The 20,336-nt window shown below is 68.1% G+C and carries 24 protein-coding genes and 1 pseudogene; 17 read left to right on the forward strand and 8 right to left on the reverse strand.

Annotation, left to right across the window (positions count from 1 at the left end; translation table 11 throughout):
• Nucleotides 1-259: 259 nt before the first annotated feature.
• The 3 genes from DJ74_RS06615 (at nucleotide 260) to DJ74_RS06625 (ending at nucleotide 2,752) form a co-directional block, all read left to right on the forward strand.
• Entirely contained in the window at nucleotides 260-868 is a 609-nt protein-coding gene (locus tag DJ74_RS06615) for a hypothetical protein (RefSeq protein ID WP_141212674.1), read from the forward strand.
• Nucleotides 869-1,789: a hypothetical protein gene (locus DJ74_RS06620; RefSeq protein ID WP_094526733.1), complete on the forward strand. Its 921-nt coding sequence runs from the start codon at nucleotides 869-871 to the stop codon at nucleotides 1,787-1,789.
• 408 nt (nucleotides 1,790-2,197) lie between these two features.
• Complete coding sequence (locus DJ74_RS06625) at nucleotides 2,198-2,752, forward strand: hypothetical protein (RefSeq protein ID WP_094526734.1); 555 nt, start codon at nucleotides 2,198-2,200, stop codon at nucleotides 2,750-2,752.
• 191 nt (nucleotides 2,753-2,943) lie between these two features.
• Here the strand turns inward: DJ74_RS06625 and DJ74_RS06630 are convergent, their stop codons facing one another.
• Nucleotides 2,944-3,390, reverse strand: coding sequence for a pyridoxamine 5'-phosphate oxidase family protein (locus DJ74_RS06630; protein WP_094526735.1), 447 nt, complete (start codon nucleotides 3,388-3,390; stop codon nucleotides 2,944-2,946).
• Between the two features lie 80 nt (nucleotides 3,391-3,470).
• Between DJ74_RS06630 and arcS the strand changes: the two genes are divergently transcribed.
• Nucleotides 3,471-5,273, forward strand: a complete 1,803-nt coding sequence (gene arcS / locus DJ74_RS06635; RefSeq protein ID WP_094526736.1) for an archaeosine synthase subunit alpha — start codon at nucleotides 3,471-3,473, stop codon at nucleotides 5,271-5,273.
• A gap of 111 nt (nucleotides 5,274-5,384) precedes the next feature.
• Nucleotides 5,385-5,735, forward strand: coding sequence for a hypothetical protein (locus tag DJ74_RS06640; protein ID WP_094526737.1), 351 nt, complete (start codon nucleotides 5,385-5,387; stop codon nucleotides 5,733-5,735).
• Here DJ74_RS06640 and DJ74_RS06645 read toward each other — a convergent pair.
• Complete coding sequence (locus DJ74_RS06645) at nucleotides 5,716-6,714, reverse strand: hypothetical protein (protein WP_094526738.1); 999 nt, start codon at nucleotides 6,712-6,714, stop codon at nucleotides 5,716-5,718. The genes DJ74_RS06640 and DJ74_RS06645 overlap by 20 nt on opposite strands.
• 523 nt (nucleotides 6,715-7,237) lie before the next feature.
• Here DJ74_RS06645 and DJ74_RS19090 point away from each other — a divergent pair.
• Nucleotides 7,238-7,402 carry a hypothetical protein gene (locus tag DJ74_RS19090; protein ID WP_170938246.1) on the forward strand — a complete coding sequence of 55 codons (165 nt, stop codon included), beginning with the start codon at nucleotides 7,238-7,240 and terminating at the stop codon, nucleotides 7,400-7,402.
• 111 nt (nucleotides 7,403-7,513) lie between these two features.
• Here the strand turns inward: DJ74_RS19090 and aceA are convergent, their stop codons facing one another.
• Together aceA and DJ74_RS06655 are read right to left on the reverse strand one after the other, a co-directional pair.
• Complete coding sequence (gene aceA / locus DJ74_RS06650; protein ID WP_094526739.1) at nucleotides 7,514-8,596, reverse strand: isocitrate lyase; 1,083 nt, start codon at nucleotides 8,594-8,596, stop codon at nucleotides 7,514-7,516.
• A gap of 109 nt (nucleotides 8,597-8,705) precedes the next feature.
• Nucleotides 8,706-9,110, reverse strand: coding sequence for a hypothetical protein (locus DJ74_RS06655; RefSeq protein WP_094526746.1), 405 nt, complete (start codon nucleotides 9,108-9,110; stop codon nucleotides 8,706-8,708).
• Nucleotides 9,111-9,386: 276 nt separating this feature from the next.
• Here DJ74_RS06655 and thiL point away from each other — a divergent pair, with 276 nt between their 5' ends.
• Entirely contained in the window at nucleotides 9,387-10,280 is an 894-nt protein-coding gene (gene thiL, locus DJ74_RS06660; protein WP_094525312.1) for a thiamine-phosphate kinase, read from the forward strand.
• A gap of 59 nt (nucleotides 10,281-10,339) precedes the next feature.
• Nucleotides 10,340-10,897: a sugar O-acetyltransferase gene (locus DJ74_RS06665; protein WP_094526740.1), complete on the forward strand. Its 558-nt coding sequence runs from the start codon at nucleotides 10,340-10,342 to the stop codon at nucleotides 10,895-10,897.
• 27 nt (nucleotides 10,898-10,924) lie between these two features.
• Here the strand turns inward: DJ74_RS06665 and prs are convergent, their stop codons facing one another.
• A complete protein-coding gene (prs, locus tag DJ74_RS06670) occupies nucleotides 10,925-11,779 on the reverse strand; it encodes a ribose-phosphate diphosphokinase (protein WP_094525310.1) in 855 nt (284 codons plus the stop codon).
• A 165-nt stretch (nucleotides 11,780-11,944) separates the two neighbouring features.
• Between prs and DJ74_RS06675 the strand changes: the two genes are divergently transcribed.
• A complete protein-coding gene (locus DJ74_RS06675) occupies nucleotides 11,945-12,595 on the forward strand; it encodes an HVO_0476 family zinc finger protein (protein ID WP_094525309.1) in 651 nt (216 codons plus the stop codon).
• On the forward strand, nucleotides 12,580-12,747 hold the full coding sequence (locus DJ74_RS19095; protein WP_176451318.1) for a hypothetical protein: 168 nt from the start codon (nucleotides 12,580-12,582) through the stop codon (nucleotides 12,745-12,747). Before DJ74_RS06675 ends, DJ74_RS19095 begins: the two co-directional genes overlap by 16 nt.
• Nucleotides 12,748-12,775: 28 nt before the next feature.
• Here DJ74_RS19095 and fer read toward each other — a convergent pair whose 3' ends face one another.
• Complete coding sequence (fer, locus tag DJ74_RS06680; RefSeq protein ID WP_094525308.1) at nucleotides 12,776-13,165, reverse strand: ferredoxin Fer; 390 nt, start codon at nucleotides 13,163-13,165, stop codon at nucleotides 12,776-12,778.
• Nucleotides 13,166-13,379: 214 nt separating this feature from the next.
• Between fer and DJ74_RS06685 the strand changes: the two genes are divergently transcribed.
• The 3 genes from DJ74_RS06685 (at nucleotide 13,380) to DJ74_RS06690 (ending at nucleotide 15,505) form a co-directional block, all read left to right on the forward strand.
• Complete coding sequence (locus DJ74_RS06685; protein ID WP_094526741.1) at nucleotides 13,380-14,249, forward strand: CheF family chemotaxis protein; 870 nt, start codon at nucleotides 13,380-13,382, stop codon at nucleotides 14,247-14,249.
• 79 nt (nucleotides 14,250-14,328) lie between these two features.
• Nucleotides 14,329-14,505 carry a hypothetical protein gene (locus tag DJ74_RS19100; protein WP_170938248.1) on the forward strand — a complete coding sequence of 59 codons (177 nt, stop codon included), beginning with the start codon at nucleotides 14,329-14,331 and terminating at the stop codon, nucleotides 14,503-14,505.
• Nucleotides 14,506-14,599: 94 nt separating this feature from the next.
• Nucleotides 14,600-15,505, forward strand: coding sequence for a hypothetical protein (locus DJ74_RS06690; protein WP_094526742.1), 906 nt, complete (start codon nucleotides 14,600-14,602; stop codon nucleotides 15,503-15,505).
• Nucleotides 15,506-15,569: 64 nt separating this feature from the next.
• On the opposite strand, the gene DJ74_RS06695 is transcribed toward DJ74_RS06690, so the two are convergent.
• The gene (locus DJ74_RS06695; RefSeq protein WP_094526743.1) at nucleotides 15,570-16,451 is read right to left on the reverse strand and encodes an MOSC domain-containing protein; all 882 of its coding nucleotides are present in this window, start codon (nucleotides 16,449-16,451) and stop codon (nucleotides 15,570-15,572) included.
• Between the two features lie 72 nt (nucleotides 16,452-16,523).
• On the opposite strand from DJ74_RS06695, the gene DJ74_RS06700 reads away from it, so the two are divergent.
• Nucleotides 16,524-16,979: a hypothetical protein gene (locus DJ74_RS06700; RefSeq protein ID WP_094525304.1), complete on the forward strand. Its 456-nt coding sequence runs from the start codon at nucleotides 16,524-16,526 to the stop codon at nucleotides 16,977-16,979.
• A 57-nt stretch (nucleotides 16,980-17,036) separates the two neighbouring features.
• On the opposite strand, the gene psmA is transcribed toward DJ74_RS06700, so the two are convergent.
• A complete protein-coding gene (gene psmA / locus DJ74_RS06705) occupies nucleotides 17,037-17,813 on the reverse strand; it encodes an archaeal proteasome endopeptidase complex subunit alpha (protein WP_094526744.1) in 777 nt (258 codons plus the stop codon).
• Between the two features lie 265 nt (nucleotides 17,814-18,078).
• Here psmA and DJ74_RS06710 point away from each other — a divergent pair, with 265 nt between their 5' ends.
• From DJ74_RS06710 to DJ74_RS19595, 3 genes and pseudogenes are all read left to right on the forward strand, one after another.
• A complete protein-coding gene (locus DJ74_RS06710; RefSeq protein WP_254922003.1) occupies nucleotides 18,079-19,482 on the forward strand; it encodes a hypothetical protein in 1,404 nt (467 codons plus the stop codon).
• On the forward strand, nucleotides 19,475-20,209 hold the full coding sequence (locus DJ74_RS06715; protein WP_094526745.1) for an ABC transporter ATP-binding protein: 735 nt from the start codon (nucleotides 19,475-19,477) through the stop codon (nucleotides 20,207-20,209). The genes DJ74_RS06710 and DJ74_RS06715 overlap by 8 nt, the downstream gene beginning before the upstream one ends.
• A pseudogene (locus tag DJ74_RS19595) lies at nucleotides 20,206-20,336 on the forward strand (ABC transporter permease); the annotation flags it as partial. The gene DJ74_RS06715 and the pseudogene DJ74_RS19595, both read left to right, overlap by 4 nt.

The raw sequence follows: 20,336 nt of genomic DNA on the forward strand, positions 1-20,336 counted from the left end.
GAGCGTCTAAACAAGGCCGAGGGCGCATATTGGTCATAGTAGTTGCTCCCTGTATCCTTTTGAAGACGTGTGAGAGCAGAACGCTCTGTGTGAATATTCCTGAAAACCACATTATAGATCGTGGATGAAATTGTTTATTATCCAACGGCTTTAATTATCCCAGCAAATAGCAAATGAGGTGGTTAGAAGACAACGTATGAGTGATAAAACACAGCAATGGTGGCCATCTCGATCTCTTCAGCGAATCGTTCACGCCGCAGTGGCAGCAGTTCTCGGCCTCTTCATTTATTCACCGCTGGGATCGACTCCGAGGGCAGAACTGTTCGTGAAACTGGCTCTGTTTCCAGCATTAGTAATCTCCGGCCTGTTCATGTGGAAGGGATCTCACCTCCGTCCCGTTATACATGACTTGCGTAAAGGTGACCACCCTATCCCACAGCGACTCGTTGGGCTATTGGTGATTATCTCCCTGTTTGGAATCGGACATCATATCGACCACATCATCCGCGGCAACCACGTTGGATGGCCACTGACATCGGAAATCAACGCGTTCACGTTCAGTCTGCTATCGTACCCGTTTATCACACTGGGATTGTACTTGGGCTGGCGTGACCGCGCTGGGATCCCCTACTGGACGGGCCTGTTCTTCGTGAGTTCACTACTAATCGGGTACGTGCATTTCGGTCCCTCAGCCATCGAGCCACCGGCAGACATCATCACAGTCTACGAGAATGCACTGGTTGGATGGTTTGCCTTCGCGTGGGTCGTGGGATTCACGATCGTCTTGGTCACTGGCCTCGTCTACAGTTCGCTATTGCTAATACGGCAGTCGAAGGGAGCAGCGATTACGTCCTCGCGGGGTGAATAGATGAACAGGGTCTTACCCGCGCAGGAAGTGCTGACAGAACTTCGCAACCGTAACCGACTATTGTACACCGTTACACTCGCCCATCTCGCTCTCGCCGCTCTATTCACTGTCCTGATAGCACTGGACAGTAGAACGCTTCTCGGACGGAACGTCTGGACCAAGCCGTGGAAGTTCGCCATCTCGATTGCCATCTTTACGGGAACGATGGCGTGGATTCTTCCTTCGTTGTCGATGACTGACCAAGTGGAGAAGGTAGCTACCTACACGATCAGTGGAGCGATGACGATCGAAATCACCCTGATCTCGACCCAAGCCGCGAGAGGAGTTGCATCACACTTCAACACGAGCACGCCGCTCGACACGACGATTTTCATGATCATGGGCGCGACAATTACTATCAGTTCCTCTGTCGTCGCGTACGTCCTCTGGCGAGTCGTCCGGAGTCCTCCCGATCTCCCGCCTCCCTATCTCTGGGGACTCGTACTCGGGATGTTCCTATTTGTTCTCATGAGCTTCCAAGGGTGGCTCATGGTGTTCAGGCAATCCCATGCCGTCGGAGCTGCCAGTGGAGGGCCTGGACTCACCTTATTAAACTGGAGTTTGACGGGTGGCGACCTTCGTGTTGCTCATCTTGTCGGGCTTCACGCGTTACAGGCCCTCCCGCTCACGGGATACCTCGCAACTCGCTGGAGTCGTGTCTCGACTCGTGTGGCGCTTGGTATCGTCGGTATCGTCGGCGTGCTCTACGGTGGTCTGGTCGCCGTGACGTTGGTATTGGCACTGCTGGGAACGCCTCTCGTCTCGACGCCTATCGCTCCCTGGCTCTCACCGAGCATCGCTGCGGGATTTCTTCTTACTGTCACGATCAGCGTGTTTATTTTCGGAAGTACGCTCTGGAGACACGAGACACCTGCCCAGTAGGCGAGACATCCTTCGGCAGAGTCGCCACGCGATACCAACCTCGACTCGCTCCTCTGTACCTCGTATCAAGCACCGAAGTACATTCAGCCTCTGTATCTCGCATTACGTTCCTAACAGAAGTGAGGAGGGAGTAGACCGTCTCTGGTCTGTAAGTTCCCTGTACTGAACGATCTACAGTCGATACTTCCGGGCCTACGCGGCTGAATCACCCGCAATTTCGCGCTTGCGTATTGACCACCGAGGGGTCTACCAGTTCAGAGAAATGTTCCGACAGCCGTGCGAGATACAAGGCGCGAATCCTTCAGACTCCACACTCACGCGGTTTTGTGAAGTGTATAGTATGGGTTCCACGTTACGGCCCGCGTCGAGGCAGTCAAACGTTAACTGATTCAGACCTGACGTGCCTGTATGGTCCCCGTCCCTCGACTCGCTGTTTCCCCCTTCAAGCACCTCGATCGGCTCCCACGTGGCGGAGATCGTGACGTTGGTGCGGGATACGTGATGGCGATTACGGCAGTCGGGGTCACGACTCTCTACTATCTCGTTGTCGGGGTTGGGATCCTACTGATCGGGGTGGGTTCGGGTGGTGCTCCGTTCGTTACCAACGCTGTAGTAGGACCCCCGTTTGTAGTCGGACTCCTGTCGGGTGCTATCAGTCTCTCCGCCGTCGTTGCCCCACTGTTGTTCGTCACCGGGGTCGCGGCGTGGCGACTCGTCCCCCCGTCACAGCGCTATGGGGGTGCGATCGGCGGTCTGCTGGCGATGGCGCTGGCCTATCTCGTCGCCGGTGCGTTGGTAGTTGGGCTTCCCTCGGTTTACGCCGTAGCCACCGGCAGCCCCCTCGTCGACACCGTCATCGGTGGCATCGGTATCATCGTCGTTGCGTTCCTCGCTTCGTCGTGGATCGCGTTGCCGGCCAGCGTCCTTACTGGAGCGCTATACGAGCGCTCGCTTGATGAGTGAGTCGGGGATCTCTCCGATGGCCGTCTGGTAACTTTCTGAAACCGCTGACCCGAGACGGCTGTCCGGTGAGCGATGAATTTCGGTTGGGTTCACCACTTCTGTCTCTTGTGTATCCATCCTCTGTATTCAGCAGCCACTTCCCCTCACGGTCTGAGAGCTTCAACGGGGACCGGAAAAACGGCCGGGCGATACTATCCCTCTCCCGACCCCATCCGCTTCGAGTAGTCCCACGTGTGGAGTCGCTCCGGCTCGATGCGGATCCGGACCTCCTCTCGCTCCGGGCTCAGGAGCCGCTCCCCGGTCGGGTTGTCGACGCCGCCGAGATACCGGTCCAGCAGGGCGCGCAGGAGCTCCTTCTCCTCGTCCGGCGACACCGTCGCGCGCCCTCGTCCCCTGACGCCTTTATACGGCGGGTCGTTCGTCGACACCTCGAAGGAGACGTGGTCGTCGTGCGCGAGGAAGGCGACGAGGTCGGCGTCGGCGCTCGTCGCGCAGTGGACGGCGCCGTCCCACGAGAACCACAGCGAGACGATCCACGGGTCGTCTGCGGGGGTGTGACAGCCGAGGCGGACAGGCACGTGCGTGTCGGTCAGGAACTCGTCGACGCGGTCGCGGTCCCACGGGCCGGTCGGCTCCATGCGATCCATTCGGTCGGGTCCGGCGTAACGGTTGCGGCGCGGAACACAAGAGAATTGACCGTCCCCGCGCGAGGGGACGTATGACCGACTACTTCGAGGTCCACGAGCGCGACGGCGCCGCCCGACTCGGGGAGCTTCGGCTCGCCGATCCGGTGACGACGCCGGCGCTCGCGGACCCGTTCCTCGAGGACACGGGCAGCCTCTGGGCCGGCGACCGAGCGGTCCCCGACGGCGACGAGGCCGCGCTCACTGTCCTGCCGCACCGCTCGTTCCCCGCGGGGACCCGCGAGGAGGTCCGCGAGTCGTTCGCGGTCGATCACCCCGATGTCGACTACCCCTCCGCCGCCGTCGTCGACAGCGCGGGCGCCCGCGACGTCGGCGCCGACGCGTATCTGCTCTCGGACGCGTCCGGGTTCGTCGGCCACGGCGAGGCGTTCCGCGACGCGGTCGTGTCGGCGAAGGAGGCGCTCCCGGCCGACACCGCGCTGTTCCTCTCTGGCGTCGCCACGCCGCTGAACGTCGCGGTCCTCGCGTACGCCGGCGTCGACCTCGTGGACTCGACGCTCGCCCGGACGAAGGGGACGGAGGGGCGATACCTCACCGCCGACGCCGAGCACTTCCTGGAGGACCTCGACGAACTGCCGTGCGCCTGTCCGGCCTGCGCGACGCCCCGCGACGAGTTCACCCGCGCCGACTGCGCCGTGCACAACGTGAACGCGCTCCGCGCGGAGCTTCGGCGCGTCCGCGAGCGGATCCGCGCGGGTCGCCTCCGCGACTACGTCGAGGGGCAGGCCCGCCACGAGCAGTGGCTCACGGCCGCGTTCCGGGAGTTCGACGACCAGTGGGGGTACGTCGAGGAGCGCACGCCGCTGATGCGCGACGCCGAGGTGACCGCGGCGACCGCGGAGACGCTGGACCGCGTCGAGATCCGGCGGTTCGCAGACCGCGTGACGAGCCGGTACCGGAACCGGTTCACCGATCAGCCGCTCGTGTTGGTGCCCTGCTCGGCGACGAAGCCGTACAGCGACTCGCAGAGTCACGGGCAGTTCCACGACGCGATCCAGTGGCGCGGCCACACCGTCTCGATGACCTCGCCGATCGGCGTGGTGCCTCAGGAGCTGGAGACGACGTACCCGGCCCAGCACTACGACGCGGTCGTCACCGGCGACTGGAGCGAGGACGAGATCGGGTTCGTCTCCGAGGTTCTCCGGCGCTATCTGGAGCGGAACGACTACTCGCGGGTGATCGCGCACGTCCCCGAAGACGGCTACCGCGAGATCTGCGAGCGCGTCGCGAGCGACCCCGCGGTCGACGTCCCGTTCGAGTACACGTGCGTCGGCCACCCGACGAGCGACGAGTCGCTCGGAGAGCTGAACGCGACTCTGCAGGGCGAGCCCGCCTACAGCAAGCGCGAGCGCGAGCACAACACGGTCCGGGCGCTCGCCGATTACCTGCTCGGCGACGGCGCGGGCGACGACCTGTTCGGCGGGCCGGGCGAGGCCGATATCCGCACGACCGGCCGCTACCCCAAACTCCAGGTGTGGGGCGACGACCCCGACGCCGGCCGCGAGGGCGAGCCGGGCGAGCAGCTCGCGACGATGGTGCCCCAGTACGGCACCCTCTCGTTCACCCTCGCCGGCGCGCGCCGCTGGGCCGAGAGCGCCGCCCCGACCAAACGCGTCGAGATCGACCCGTTCGTCCCGCACGGCTCCGTCTTGGCGCCCGGCGTCGTGGACGCGGACGACGACATCCGCGTCGGCGACGAGGTCGTCATCGAGGGGCCGAAGGCGTTCGCGGTCGGCCGCGCGGAGATGTCCGGGCCGGAGATGGTCGACTCGACGCGCGGCGTCGCCAGCGAGGTCCGGCACGTGGACGAGAAGTGAGCGGTGACGAGTAGCGAGCGACGACGACGATACCGTTTATTTATCATCGCTGGCCCACCCGGCAAAAGTATTAGTTGGTCGAAATATACATGCGGGGTGAGGTCCGGACCCGTGATCTCCAGAGCGCGAGTGCTGGCCACGGTCTTCGGCGTGCTGATCGGGGCCTACGAGGGAATAGGCTGGGCAGTCAGGCTGGGTGCGATCCCGGTATTGAAGCACACGCCACTGATCATCCCAATCCTGCTGGGAGCTCTCGTCTACGGTGGCATCGGGTTCCGATACGGGGTTCTCGGTGCAGTCTTCGCAGTTGTGATGCTCGTCGTGGACCTTCTGGTCATCAGCGGTCTGAAACAGGCGAGCGTAGTGGCGATAGCGCTGTGGTTTCTGCTTCCCTTCACCGTCCTGCTCTGGGGGAGTCCGTTCGTGCCGTCCAGATACTTGTTTACTCCTCCGCGGCGGTAGTGGAGCGCCGCCGATTAAACCGTTGGAGGAGGGTCTTGGCGTCCTCGGGCAGCATCTCGAAGTGTTTCTCCGTATCACCGTGGCTGCGGACGGAGACAAAGACGAAGTCTTCCAGCAGCGACGCGAGTAGTAGCGCCAACCCAACGATGACGACGAACACCAGGGTGTACAGGACATCGGCCTGGATGAGGAAGTAGAGGGCGAGCAGGCCTGAGATTAGCATCGCGGTCCAGAGTATCGTCCGGGCCGGGTGCAGGACCTCCGCCTCGGCGATGCTCACGATGTTCTCTGGGACGAAGTAGTACCGGTAGCTGTACCGTCTGAGTAGTGTCTCCTCGTTCCGCTTAACGATGATGGGGTCCGGTGCCATCTCACGGAACTCGTTCTCAATCCGGTTGTCCTTGACCGTCAGCGATGTCACCCCGAACGGTTCGTCGGAGTCGGGTTCGTCCGGGAGGTACGCGTAGAGCGCCGCCGCGCCGAGGACGCCGATGGCGATACCCAGCACGACATCGACGATGCCAACCAGTGCGCCGGCCATGCCCGCAAGCAACAGGATCGCCCCCGTGTCGTCGTCGGTCAGCTGCTGGAGGTCGTGTTCGAGCTCGCTGTACCCGGACGCCATCGACTCCCAGTCCGAGAGCCCGACGGAGTACGTGTCGGCGGTCGTTTCGATCTCGACCGTGTCGTCCACGAACAACAACAGCGAGACGGCGATGGCGGCGATCACGAACCCGACGACACCCACGAGAGTGCTGAAGGTCGAGAGCAGGAACCCGACCGCCGCCGAGACCCCAACGATGCCGACGATACCGTTACTGGTGAGCGCACCGCGGGAGACGGACAGAACCACGATGTTGTCGACGTTGAGGTGTCGCTTCTTCGAACGGTACTCCTCGTCGTCAACCGTGATGGTCAGCGCCCGCTCGGTGCTTCGCTCACTAGGTGACGAAGTCTCGGCTGGCTTGTCACGAGTCATGTCCCGACGCTTGAGACGAAGATATGTGATATGTTAGTACAAAACTTGGGATACATCACATATGAAGAGTATCGTAGCATCGAAAGTGAAAACACTGGCATAATGCCGAGGTATCTGTTGAATCTGATGTTTGAGATCGTGTGGCTAATGTTCTCGTTTTCGCCACAGATTTCAAAGAACGCTATGGCGCCGTGTCGCGCCGACGAGCGGGCTGCCGGCCCGCGAGGAGCGCGCGAGGGACGCCGCGAGCGAAGCGAGCGGCGAGGCTGGGGAGGCGCGAGGTCGCGGCGCTGTTCGAACGCGTCGTCCCCACGGCTGCTGGCTTCGGGAGTGGTCAGTATCGAACGCGGTCGATCGGTTATCCCTGAGCGGCCGAACTTCGGTGGTTGTCACCGCTCTACCGGCCTCGAGACCGACGTATACACGATCGACGGAGCCATCGGAGCGCGCGATGACCCGATCACCGATCACCGCCGATCGCCGGATCAGTAGCTTCAAAACTGCGCCGGACCGAACCTGGCACATGGCGCTCGAAAAGGACGTGGACTGTCCCTCGTGCGGAGAGGCCCAGTCGTTCTACCGGACCGCGGCGATGACCCTCCACCTCGGCGAGAAGACGAAGTGGCGGTGCCCCGAGTGCGGCTACGGCTACGTCGAGATCAACGGCATCGACACGCTTCCGGCCTGATCCGCGAGCGCGGCGTCCGACCACCGGTCCCCGAACCGCGACCGACCGCCGGCGATAAAGAAAAGCGAGACGACCGGGCGATTCCGGTCTCGTTCCGCGATCGGCTCCCGATCAGTCGTCGCTCTCGGGGGCCGGTGGCTCCTCCGTTTCTCCCTCGGCCTCGGTGTCCTCGGCCGTGATCGGGTCGCGCTCGTCCTCGCTGAAGCCGGCCGACGCCTCCTGTCGGGCCGACGCCTCGGGGTCGAACCGCGCCTCGATGTCCTGATACCGCGGGACGAAGGAGAGCTCGTGGTGGCTCTCCGTCTCGTGACCGAGGTAGCGGTCCTCCAGGTCGAATTGCGCCTGCTCGTCGTTCTCGGCGATGTTCTGCATGTCCTCGTACACCGCGTGGGCGCCCGAGTGGAGCCCGTACAGGGTGATGAAGATGTACTGGTAGCCCAGGTCGCCGAGCTCCTCGAAGGTGAGCGGGTCCTCCTGCTCGCTCCACGCGAACGACGAGGAGTAGTTGAACGCCAGGTCGAGGTCGGGATGGGTCTCGTGGATCGTCTCCGCGTACTCGACCGCGTCCTCGCGGGACGGGTCGGGCATCTCCGGCCAGACGAGGTCGACGCCGGCGTCGGCGTAGATCCGGCCGCGTTCGAGGTGCTCCTCCCAGTCGCCGTTCGCGGAGCCGTACGCGTCGGTCCGCGCGATGATGACCGTGTCCTCGCTCTGCTTGGCGTCGACGGCCGCCTCGAAGCGCGACCGCGCCTGCTCGCGGGAGGCGATCTGCTTGCCGGCGATGTGGCCGCACCGCTTCGGCGAGGTCTGGTCCTCGATGTGGACGGCGGCGACGCCGGCCTTCTCGTACTCGCGGACCGCCCGGCGGACGTTGTGGACGCCGCCGTAGCCGGTGTCGCAGTCGGCGACGACCGGGAGGTTCGTCGCCTCGACCATCCGCTTGGCGTTCTCGACCATCTCGGTCATCGTGACCATCTCCAGGTCGGGGAAGCCGAACTGACCGAGCACGGTGGAGTAGCCGCTCATGTAGGCGGCGTCGACGCCGGCCATCTCCGCGAGGCGAGCGTCGAGCGCGTGGTAGATCCCGGGCGCGAAGGTGTACTCCTGCTCCGCGAACAGCTCGCGGAGCTTCCTGCCGGCCGGGTTGTCGATATCTCTCGTGAAGACGTCGTCGTCGAGTTCGTTCGGGTGCATAGGTGTCACTCCGCAGTGTCGCCGTCGGTGTGTCGGTCGGTCGCGCGCCGCGTGAACGTCGTCGGGTCCGGTCGCGGTCCGTCACCGGTTCCGGCCATCGGAATGGCGCTCATCGCGATCCCCCGTCGGTCCGCGTGCGGCCGGTCGGACGCAGGTCCGGGACCAGCGGCGCGTCCCGCTCCGCGTCGGTCGGGGGGCGCGTCGCGGCGCGAGCCGATCGGCGCGTCGGGTCGGCGGTCGTCGGGGATCGCTCGGCGGTCGTCGTCGGGACGAGCGGCGCGCCCGCTTCCTCGGTGATCGGCGTGCGGCCGGGAATCCCTCGGGGAGAAGTGTCGTCGGTCGGCGTCCGATCGGTCGTCGGGCGCCCCGTCGTCGATCGGTCGGTCCGGGTCGTCGATCGGTCGGTCCGGGTCGTCGATCGGTCGGTCCGGGTCGTCGATCGGTCGCCGTCGGTCGTCTGCTGGTCTGTCGGTCGAGTCGTCTCGGGCGTCGTGGCGTCGTTAGGTGTCGTCATCGGGTCGTGTGGGTGGTTGCGGTGGTCGTCTGGTGATCTGTCGGTCGGCGCGTCGCGTTGCCGCATGTCCGCGTACGGATACTGACATTGCACTCGGTTCGTTCGGAGGAATGGTAATAAACATAATGATTGATAATGATAATATTCGTTAACCTATCTTATTCCCTTAAATGATGTGTGGTACCACGGAACATGACTCCGATCGGAGCACCGCGCGTGCGGGCCGAGAGCGTCGGACCGATCCATACTAACCGGTTCCGGCGCGTTGGACCCGCCGTGAACGAGCGCGACGCGCTTCGCCGGCTGGCCGCCGACCTGCCGCACGCGGGCGACGACGCCGCCGTCGTCGGCGACACCGTCATCACGACCGACATGCTCCACGAGCGCACCGACTTCCCACCGGGAACGACGCGGTACACCGCGGGGTGGCGCGCGGTCGGCGCGTCGCTCTCCGACGTGGCGGCGATGGGCGCGAGCGCGACCGCCGCCGTCGCCGTCTACGCCGACGCCGCCTTCGACCCCGACCGACTCGACCGCTTCGTCGCGGGCGCGGTCGACGTCTGCGAGGCCGTCGACGCCGAGTACGTCGGCGGCGACCTCGACAGCCACGATGAGTTCACGACGGCCTCGACCGCCATCGGCGAGGTCGCCGAAGACGGACCGGTAACGCGCTCGGGCGCCGCCTCGGGCGAGGCGCTCTGCGTCACCGGCGAGTGGGGGCGGTCGGCGGCCGCGCTCCGCCTGTTCGAACGCGACGACGAGGGGTCGGTCGAGCGCGCCAACGACCTCTTTCGGTTCACGCCCCGCGTCGCCGACGGGACCGCGCTCGTCGGGCGAGCGACCGCGATGATGGACTCCTCTGACGGCCTCGCGCGGTCGCTCCACCAGCTCGCGGAGGCGAGCGGCGTCGGGTTCGCGCTCGAACGGGACCGGCTCCCGGTCCATCCCGCGGTCGACGACATCGCCGAGGGCCCGAGCGACCGGTTCGAGCTTGCGGCGCACTTCGGGGAGGACTTCGAGCTCGTCTGCGCCGTTCCCGACGCCGAGCTCGACGCGGCCCGAGATGCCTGTCGGGCCGAACTCACCCGGGTCGGGACCGTCGTCGACGCCGCGGAGGGAGTGACGGCCGACGGCGACTCCCTCCCCGACCGCGGGTACACGCACGGGTGAGGCTCGGTCGGACGGCCGAACCACCGTGGTCTTATAACTCGGCTCCCGTCACCTCGACCGTGTCGAACGAGACCGAACGGATGCTGGCCGGCGAGCCGTACGACCCGAGCGATCCGGCTCTCGTCGCGGACCGCTCCCGCGCCCGCGACCTCGCCCGGCGGTACAACGCGACGACCCCGGCCGAACGCGGCCGCCGCGAGCGGCTCCTCCGCGAGCTGTTCGACGCCGTCGGGGAGGGGCCGACCGTCCAGCCGCCCCTCCGCTGTGACTACGGCTACAACGTCGCCGTCGGCGACGATTTCTTCGCGAACTACGGCTGCGTCTTCCTCGACACGAACCCGATCTCGTTCGGCGACCGCTGCCTGCTCGGCCCGGGCGTCCACGTGTACACGCCGACGCACCCTATCGACCCCGAGGAGCGCGCGACCGGTCGCGAGCGCGCGGCGCCCGTGACGGTCGACGACGACGTCTGGATCGGCGGGCGGGCCGTGCTGAATCCGGGCGTGACCGTGGGCGACGGCGCGGTGATCGCCTCGGGCGCGGTGGTCACGGAGGACGTGCCGGCTCGGACCGTGGTCGGCGGGAACCCGGCGCGACCGATCCGGGAGATCGAGTGAAGGCGGCGGAGAACAGAGACGAGAGCCCTACGCCAGCGCGTCGGCGAGGACGGGGGCGACGCTGACGACGCTGCAGCCGCCCTCGATGGTGTCGCTGCCGACGATCCGGTCGACGCCGGCGCCGCGGAGCTTCGTCACGGCGTTGGCGGCGAGCATCGGGTGGACGCAGGCGGCGAGCACCGCGCCCGCGCCGCGGTCGTTCAGCACGGCCACCGACTCGCTCATCGTCGACCCGGTGGCGACGATGTCGTCGACGACGACCACGTCCCGTGCCGAGACGGCGGCGTCCGACGGCGACACCGCGACGGCGCCGGTCTCGCGGTCGCGGTGTTTCTCGAAGTAGTCGGTCTCGCCCGCGCCGTACGCGTCCCGGACCGTCTCGGCGATGCCGACCGCGCCCTCGTCCGGCGCGAGGAACAGCGGTTCGGTGAGGTCCGCCGGCAGGGGTCCCGCGAGGACGCCCGCCGCGTCGACCGTCTCCACGGGGACGTCGTAGAAGTCGGCGACGCCCGGCTCGTGGGGGTTGACGAGGACGACGCGGTCGGTGCCGGTGGAGACCGCCCGCGCCATCGCCCGCGCGGAGACGGGCTCGCCGTCGCCGAACGACTGGTCCTGTCGCGCGTATCCCATGTACGGGACCACGGTCGTCACGCGCTCGGCGCCGGCCTCGCGGACGGCGTCCTGGAGCTGGAGCAGTTCGACCCACGCCTCGTCGGAGTCGGTCGCGGCGACGACGACCGCCTCCTCGCCGTCGAAGTCGGGCACCGCCGCGAGCGTCTCGCCGTCCGGGAACCGGTCGTACGTCGGCGTCGCCAGCGGCCGGCCCGTCTCCTCCGCGAGCGCGGCCGCGAGCAGCTGTGAGCTGGATCCGGGAACGATCATGGGCGTCCGTTCCCCAGACTCCGATAAACCAGTTTCCTTACTCCGGCGGGGACCGGACGCCGAGAGCCGCGGTCGCCGAACCGCCGCCGCGAGCCCCACGCGAGCGTGTGACGCACCGAGGTCACAGGGGCGGATATTTACGCGAGCGGCGGATACGACGCCGTAATGACCGAAACAGGAGACCGAGTCGGTCTCGCCTGCCCGTCGTGTTCGCCGGGCGAGGAGACCGTTCACGAAGTGTTGCGCCCCGGCGGGCAGGCGACCGTCCGCTGTACCGACTGCGACCACACCTATAAGACCGAAATTCCGGAAGAGGAGACAGTCGAACTGGACATCGTCGTCTCGCAGGACGGCGAGTCGTTCACCACCCGGATGGAGGTCCCCGCGGACACCTACGTCGGGACCGGCGAGGAGTTCGTCGTCGACACGCCCGACGCGCTGATGCAGGTCCGCGTCACCGGGATCGAGGTCGGCCCGGAACAGCGCGTCGAGGAGGCCGACATCGAGACCGTCGAGACGCTGTGGACCCGCGCGGTCGACAACGTCACCGTCCCGGTGACGCTGCACCCGAAGGACGGGAACGCCGACGAGACGCGCTCGGTACGGGTGAACGTCCCCGGCGATTACGAGTTCACCGTCGCCGAGACCGTCGAGTTCGGCGACGAGGAGTTCGTCGTCGAGGGCGTCCAGATCCGCGAGGACGCACCCGAGTACCGCCACGAGAAGCTGGACCATGACGGGGACTTCGCCTACGCGAAGGACGTCAAGCGCGTGTACGGCCGCGACGAGAGTCTGACGGCGTGGTCGGCCTGGTAGGGGCCGACGGCGTGGTCGGCCCGGTATGGCACGGCGGCGTGATCGGCTTGGAGGACGGTCGAGTGATCACCGCGGCCGCGGCGCTACGGGACCGGCGCTCCGAAAAAACGGTGGCACCGATGGGGGTGACCCACATCGAACACCGTCTGTGAGTACGACCGCGGCGTGGTCGGTGCGGCGTTAGATGACGCGGTTCTGCAGGTAGTCGAGGTGTTTCGCGTTGTAGACGATCTTGACCTCGTCGGTTGCCGGGCTCCCGATGCAGGTGAGACGGACATCCTTGTCTTCGACCTCCTCGTCGGAGAGGATCTGCTGCATGTCCATCTCGATGTCGCCTTCCTTCACGATCGACGCGCAGTTCGCGCAGGCGCCGGCGCGGCACGAGAAGGGCCAGTCGTAGCCCTGGGCCTCGGCGGATTCGAGGATGTACTCGCCCTGATTCACGTCGAGGGTACCGTAGTCCTCTGCGTCGAGGTCGGCCTCGGCGGCCTCCTCGAAGAGGTTGTCATCGTCCATCGACCAGCCGTGGTCGTCGAGCACTTCGTAGTTGAGGTATTCTACTGTGGGCATCACCTGATGGTTGGATCCCCTCCTCATTAGGCTTTGCTGTTCCACGCCTCTCACCGATCGATCGACCGACTGATCGAGGCCGAACGAGGGGCGATTCGGGGCGAACGACGGCCGAACACGTTCGCCCGACCGCCGCGGCGAGCCTGACAGCTCGTTATTACGACTGATACCCCGTGGGTAACAGTAAATAGCGAACGGCGTCTACGGTGATTCGATGGGAGAGTCCGTCGTCGCCGACTTCGTCGGTCGCGTCCACGCCCCGGATGTCGAGAGCGACGAGCCGGTGACGGGGCGCGTGCTCCTGAGCGAGCGCCGGCTGGTGCTCGCGACGGACGGCGGCAAGACGACCGTCCCGCTCTCTGGGGTGTTCGACGTGGTCGTCGGGACGGTGCCCGGCGACCTCCAGTCGTTCTTCAGCGACAGCGTCACCCTCGCGTACGAGCGGCGAGGCGAGCGCCGCACCGCCCTCGTCGAGGGCAAGCCGGAGCATATGGACCGGTTCGTCCGCCTGCTGTTCAAGGCCCTCTTGCGCGACGTGACCGTCACCGTCCGGCACCCCGCAAAGGTGGGCGGGCGCGTCACGGACGCCTCGGACCACACGGCGTCGGTCGCCCTCAGACCCGGAGCGATCCGCTTCGTCGACTGCCCCGACCCGTTCGAGGTCGACCTCTCAGCCGTGATCGACTACGAGCGGACCGACCGGACGCTCGCGGGCACGCAGCGCCCCGCGCTCGTGTTCCGCCACGCCCTCGACTCCGAGACGGTCACGTCGATCGCGACCGTCCCGAACGAGCGCACGCTGAACGTCCTCGGCCGGTACATCAAACTGGAGTACGACGAGGCGATGGAGGACCTCGAATCGTTCGACCCGACGGAGGAGCAGCTGGAGATCCTCGTGTCGATCTACTCGGCCGGCGGCGAGGCGAACATCGCCGACGTCGTCACGGGCGACGTCACGCAGACGTCGATGGTCCTCGACACGCTCCGCGACGAGGAGCTCGTCGTCGACGGCGAGTCGGGCGCGGCGCTCACGCGGAAGGGGCAGATGATCGTCACCTCGTACCTGGAGTCGGTCAACTCCTGAACGGCGCCGTCTCGGCGGATCCGGGGCCGACAGCGCCGGTCGACCGAACGATTTTGCGCCCGCGACCCGTACGACCGGTATGGGATTTAAGACCGACTTCAGCAACGGTGTCATCTCGCTTCTCGTCAGCCTCGCCGTGACCGCCGCGGCCGCGCGTTCCGAGGAGAGCGACGAGTGGTCGACGGGGGAGCTGTTGGCCGCGGTCGGGATCGCCTCGTTCCTCTCGGGATACCTGACGAGCTACTTCGCCAAGTGAGGCGGCCGGGGGCCGGCCGGCAGGAGGCCGACCGGAACCCGTTCGGCGGCGATCCGGGGGAAGTTTCATGCTGGTGCGGACGAAGGTAGTTCACATGCCAGACGACCGCCACGGGCGTCCGACGCGCCTCGACGCCGTGGCCCGCGAACGGGGCGTCGACGTGCCGGCGGGCGACCGCCGCGGTGTGACGTCGCGCGACGACGCGGGGCCGCGGACCGCGCGGGTGCCGGAGCCGCACGTCCACGACACCTTCTCTGTCGACGGAATCGACACGAAGCGACGCGAGGGGCTGTTGGAGGCCGTCCTGCTCGACCGCGACGGCGTCAGCGCCGCCTCGGCGACGAGGCGGAACGGGACCGTGGGGATCCACCACGACCCCGACGTCTCCCGCGAGGAGCTCAGAGACGCGCTGGAGGCCTGCGGGCTCGTCGTCGCGCCCGGCGACGCGGCGTTCGAGGTGCGACGCGCGGCGCAGTTCGCCTCCGCCCGCGTCGCCGTCGCCGTCCTCTTCGGGCTGATGGTGGCGACCCCCTACATCGCCGTCCTCTACCCCACCCGTATCGAGTGGCTGTTCTACGACCCGGTGACGGTCCAGTACCTCCAGTCGATCCTCGACTCGCAGATGGCGACGCACTTCTTCGTCAACCTCGGCTCGCTGTCGGGGATCGCGTTCCTCGTGGCCTGCGGGCCGATCATCAAGCGGTCCCTCGCCGCGGCGGCGGCGGGCGAGCTCACGAACGAGAGCGTGTTCGTGGCGGGCGTCACGGCCCTCTTCGGCTACAGCACGCTCGCGGCGTTCACCGCCTTCGAGGGCGCCGTCCACTACGACCTCGTCGCGTACGCGGTCGTCGGCGTCACCCTCTGGAACCACTTCGGCGTCGGCGAGACGACGCCCGACACGGCTGGCGTCACGGAGCCGACCGCCGGCGGGAGCGGGACCGCCGACGCCCCGGCCGACGCCGATGAGGAACCGGTCGCGATGACCGACGGCGGTCGGTAGTCGCCGACGGCCACTTCGCGCGAATCTTTTTAAACGGCAGCACCGGTTCGGACGCGCCGAGCGCTCAGTACGCCGCCTCGTCGAGCGGCTCGACCCCTTCGATCGTCACCTCGTCGCCGACCGCGACGGTCGATCCCCACCGTTCCTCCGGAACGACGGTGTTCACCATCAGCCGGAAGTCGTGGTCGAACCGGTCGCTCTCGGTCCAGTCCGGGAGCGTCGCTCGCCGGTTCTCGATAAACGTCTCGCGGAAGCCGTCGATCTCCTCGCCGGTGTCCGGGTTCCGAGACGGCACGACGCAGCGCTGGCAGGGGTTGACGCCGAGCAGTTCGGCGTCGCCGGCCGCGAACCGGACCGCCTCTCCCCGGTCGGCGAAGAGCCGGTCCTCCCAGAAGGCGGGGCAGTCGTCGACGACCACGCTCGGACGGAGCCGGCGGCGCATCTCCGTCGCGTCGGCGACCCCGTCGAACCAGCCCGCGACGGTCTCGAGGGTCGCGCGCGAGATGACCGTCGGGCCGCGCGCGGCGCGGTCGTCCGGGAACCCGCCGTCGGGCTCGCGCACGAGGTCGACGGCGTAGCCGAGGTAGTCGCCGACCCACGCCGCCAGCGCGTCGCCCTCGTCGGGGAGCGCGAACGTCCGCTCGTCCGCGTCGACCCCCGTCTCGGGGCGCGTCGGCCGCGAGAGGGTCACCGCCGTCGGCGTCGCGTCAGCGGGGCCGGCGAGTTCGTAGCTCGCGCGGAGCCCGTGGACCGCGGGCTCGCTCTTTCCGTTGACGTACCCGCCGTTCCCGCCCACGGAGGCCTCGTGGGGGTCGACGCCGGCCTCGACGAGCGCGTACGTGCGGTCCCCGCGGAGCGCGCCCGCCGGTCCGAGCTCGGCCCGGTCGAGGGCGACGCCGTCGTTCGATTTCAGCGGATAGGCGACGAGGTCCGCGATGCGTGCCATGCCCCGGGTTCGGCGGCGGCGCACAAAAGCGATCGGCGGAACGCATACGTGGGTCCGGGGGGATCGTCGGCCGTGTCCCCGAGCCTCCCGTCGCTTCCGACCGCGGAGGCGGCCCTCTTCGGTGCGGTCGTTCCGGCCGGCCTCTTCCGCGTGATATCGATCCTTGACGCCGGCGTCCGCACCGCCGCGAGCGACGCGCTCGTCGCCGCGTGGCTCCTCGTCGTGGCTGCCGGAACCGCGGCGCTCGCGACGTGTCGCGGTCACCCGATCGGGGCGCTGGTCTCCGGCGCTATCGGCGGCGTCGTCGCGGGGTTCGCCGCGTTTGCCGTCCTCATCGGTTGGGGAATCGTCGCGTTCGCGCTCCCGCTGATGTCGGTTCTCGCCGTCGTCGCTGGCGCGTGGACGAGCTACGAGGTGCGTCGGGCGCGGGGAGTCGCGACCGAGCCGGCACGCGGCACGTGGCGGTCCCGGCTCGCGGGTATCGCGGCCGCGGCGCTCGTCGGGTTAGGCGTCTTGATCGCCGCCTGAGCGGCGCGGGCCGTGGGACAAAAAATAGCGAGTGAGCCGCCGAGCGACGGACGCGACTTACTCCTCGTCGTCCGCGTCGGCCTCGTCGTCGTCGGCCTCGTCCGTCTCGTCGTCGCCGATTCCGGCCGCCTCGAACGCCTCGGCGACCTCGTCGCCGGGGACGGTCCGGTAGCCCTCCTCGTCGGTGATCGTCGCGACGGCGACGTCGCTCGGCTCGAACTCGTCCTCGTGGGCCGCGAGCGCGGCGAGGCCCAGTTCGATGCCGGCGGAGAGCGAGAGGTCGTCGGTCCACTCCTCCTCGAGGTGGCCCTGGATGTCCTGTCGGCCGCCGCCGATGACGGTCGCCTTCCACTCGTTCGGGGTGCCGGAGGGGTCGGCGGCGAAGAGGCGCGGCTCGCCGTTCTCGATCCCGCCGATGAGGAGCGCGGCGCCGTACGGCCGGGTGCCGCCGCGCTGGGTGTTCTCCTGGATGTGGTCGGTGACGAACTTCGTCAGCGTCTCGACGCCGACGGGCTCGCCGTAGCGCAGGCGGTTCCCCTGCGACTGCCGACGCGCGAGGTCGATCAGCTGGCGGGCGTCGGCGACGTGGCCCGCGCTCGCGGTGCCGAGGTGGTCGTCGAGCTTGTGGAGCTTCTCGATGCTCTCGGCCTCCATCAGCGTCGAGGAGGCCCGGGACATCGCGACGAACACGACGCCCTCCGCGGTGCGGATCCCGACGCTCGGCGCGCCGCGCGAGACCGCCTCGCGGGCGTACTCGACCTGGTAGATGCGCCCGTCGGGCGAGAACAGCGACGTGCCGCGGTCGTACGCCTGCTGGTCGTTGCCGCCCATCATCGCCGATCACCCGCTCTCGCGGTGTCGCCTTGGCTCATTACCCGTTATTACGCCGGACGGTTGAAAAAGCATCCGTAACCGGTACGTCCCGGCCGCGACCCGGGTTCCTTTAGGCGTTGGCGGCCGACGGGGGCGGCCGACCGTCGCCCGCCGCGACGCCCGCGGCCCGTCGGCGCGTTCGCCGCCCCCGACCTCCGTCGCGCTCGCCGGTCGCGACCCCCGCCTACGACGGATATATGCCGATCGGCCCCCTAACAGGGTCGACTTGAATCCCACACGAACGACAGCCGTGCTAGTGGCCCTCCTCGCGCTGTCGGCGGCCGTCGGCGGGGCCGCGGCGGTGCCCGATGCCCGGATAGCGATCGACGGCGTCGAGGCGAGCTCGACGGAGCCCGTCGTCGGCGAGCGCACGACCCTGAACGTCACCCTCTCGAACTCCGGCGGGAGCCCCGAGGCCGCCGACGTGCGGAGCGTCAGACTCCTCGACGCGGACGCCGATGAGGACGCGGCGCCGCTGGACGAGGCGACCGCGGTCGGCGCTCTCTCGCCCGGCGACTCCCTCGACGTGAGGCTGTGGACGCGGTTCGACGAGCCCGGCGAGCGCCGCCTCACCGTCGAGGTCGTCGCGGAGGACGAGGCGGCCGACGACGAGGACGAGGGCGACGCCGTCACGGTGACGCGCGACGTCGTCGTCGACGTCCAGCCGGCCGAGGTGACGCTCGACCTCCGCACTCGCGGCCTCGCTCCGGAGGACCTCCAGAGCGACGACGAGAGCGAGAACGCCGGCGGGATCGACGTCGGCGGCATCGAGGGCATCTTCGGCGGCGGTGGCGGCGGGCTCGACACTGGCGATGACGCCGAACAAGCCGTGCAGTCGGCCGATTCCCCGGTCGCGGTGACCGTGGTTAACACGGGGACCACGACCGCGGACCGCGTGAGCCTGACCGCGGTCGGCGAGCCGGTCGCGGGCGGCGACGGCGGCGGCGGCGAGGACACGGTCGACGGCGACGGCGAGGCCGACGGCGGGGGCTTCGAGGCCGGCCCGTACGTCGTCGAGGACGTCGCGCCCGGCGAGGAGCGGCGCGTCGTCGTCGACCTCGGACCGCTCGACCGGCGCTCGGCGGTGACGTTCACGGCGGCGTTCCGGTCGGAGCTCGACGCGCAGGCCGGCGCCGGCGCGGAGCGGACCGCGACGTCGACGCTCCGATACCCGGCGCACGAGGGGGCGCCGACGATCACCGACGCGGCGGTCGAGACGACCGAGGACGGCGCGGTCGTGATCGACGCGAACCTCGGTAACGCGGGCGGCGGCGAGCTGGAGGGCGTCGTCGTCTCCGTCGGCGAGGCGCCGGGCGTCGCGCCGACCCCCGCCGGCGGGGAGTACTTCGTCGGCGCGGTCGGCGCCGGCGACTTCGTCGCCTTCGACCTGCGCACGACCGCGAACGCGTCGGTCGCCGACGAGGTGCCGATCCGGATCGCGTACACCGAGCGCGGCGTGCGGTACGTCGAGACCGACACGGTGGCGCTCCCCGACGCGGACGGGAACGCCGACGGCGGCTCCGGCCCGGTCGGGACGCTCGGCTCCGCGGGGGCGCTCGGGGCGGTCGGCCTCGCCGGCGTCGCCGGGCTCGCCGTCGCGGGCGTCGTCGTCCGTCGCCGCGATGTATAGCGTCGAACTGCGCGGCGTGACGAAGCGGTACCCCGGCGGGGGCGCGGAGCCGGTGGTCGCGCTCGACGACGTCGACTTCGCGGTCGAGCCGGGCGAGTTCGTCGCGGTCGTCGGGCCGAGCGGCTCCGGGAAGTCGACGCTGCTCAACGTCCTCGGACTGCTCGACGACCCGACGGCGGGACAGCGACTCCTCGACGGGACCGACGTGACCGACCTCTCGGTCACCGAACGCACGGCGGCGCGGAAGCGGTCGATCGGGTTCGTCTTCCAGGACTTCCACCTGCTGCCGACGCTGACGGCGGTCGAGAACGTCGCGCTCCCGACCGCGTTCGACCCCGGCGACGCGAGCGACCGGGCCGCCGACCTGCTCACCCGGTTCGGGCTGGGCGACAGGCTGGACCACGAGCCCTCGGAGCTGTCCGGGGGACAGAAGCAGCGGGTCGCCATCGCCCGCTCGCTGATCAACGAGCCGGCGGTGCTGCTCGCCGACGAGCCGACGGGCAACCTCGACACGGAGACGGGCGAGTCGATCCTCGCCGAGTTCGAGCGGGTGAAAGAGGAGGGCGTGGCGGTCGTCGCCGTGACGCACGACCCGCTCGTCAAGGAGTACGCGGACAGAGTCGTGGAGCTCACCGACGGCGTCCTCGTCGGCGGCGTTCCGGCGGGCGACGAGACCCCACCAGAGACGGCTCGCGGCGCCGAGGCGACGGCCGCGGGGGACCGATGAGCCGGGCGGACGGACCCGATCGGGCGGGGCTCGGCGGCTGGCTCCGGGGGTGGCGCCCGGCGGTCTCGATGGCCGCGCGGAACCTGCGCCGGAACCGAGTGCGGACCGCCCTCGCGGTGCTCGGCGT

Source organism: Halorubrum sp. Ea8, from assembly GCF_002252925.1.
Lineage (GTDB): Archaea > Halobacteriota > Halobacteria > Halobacteriales > Haloferacaceae > Halorubrum.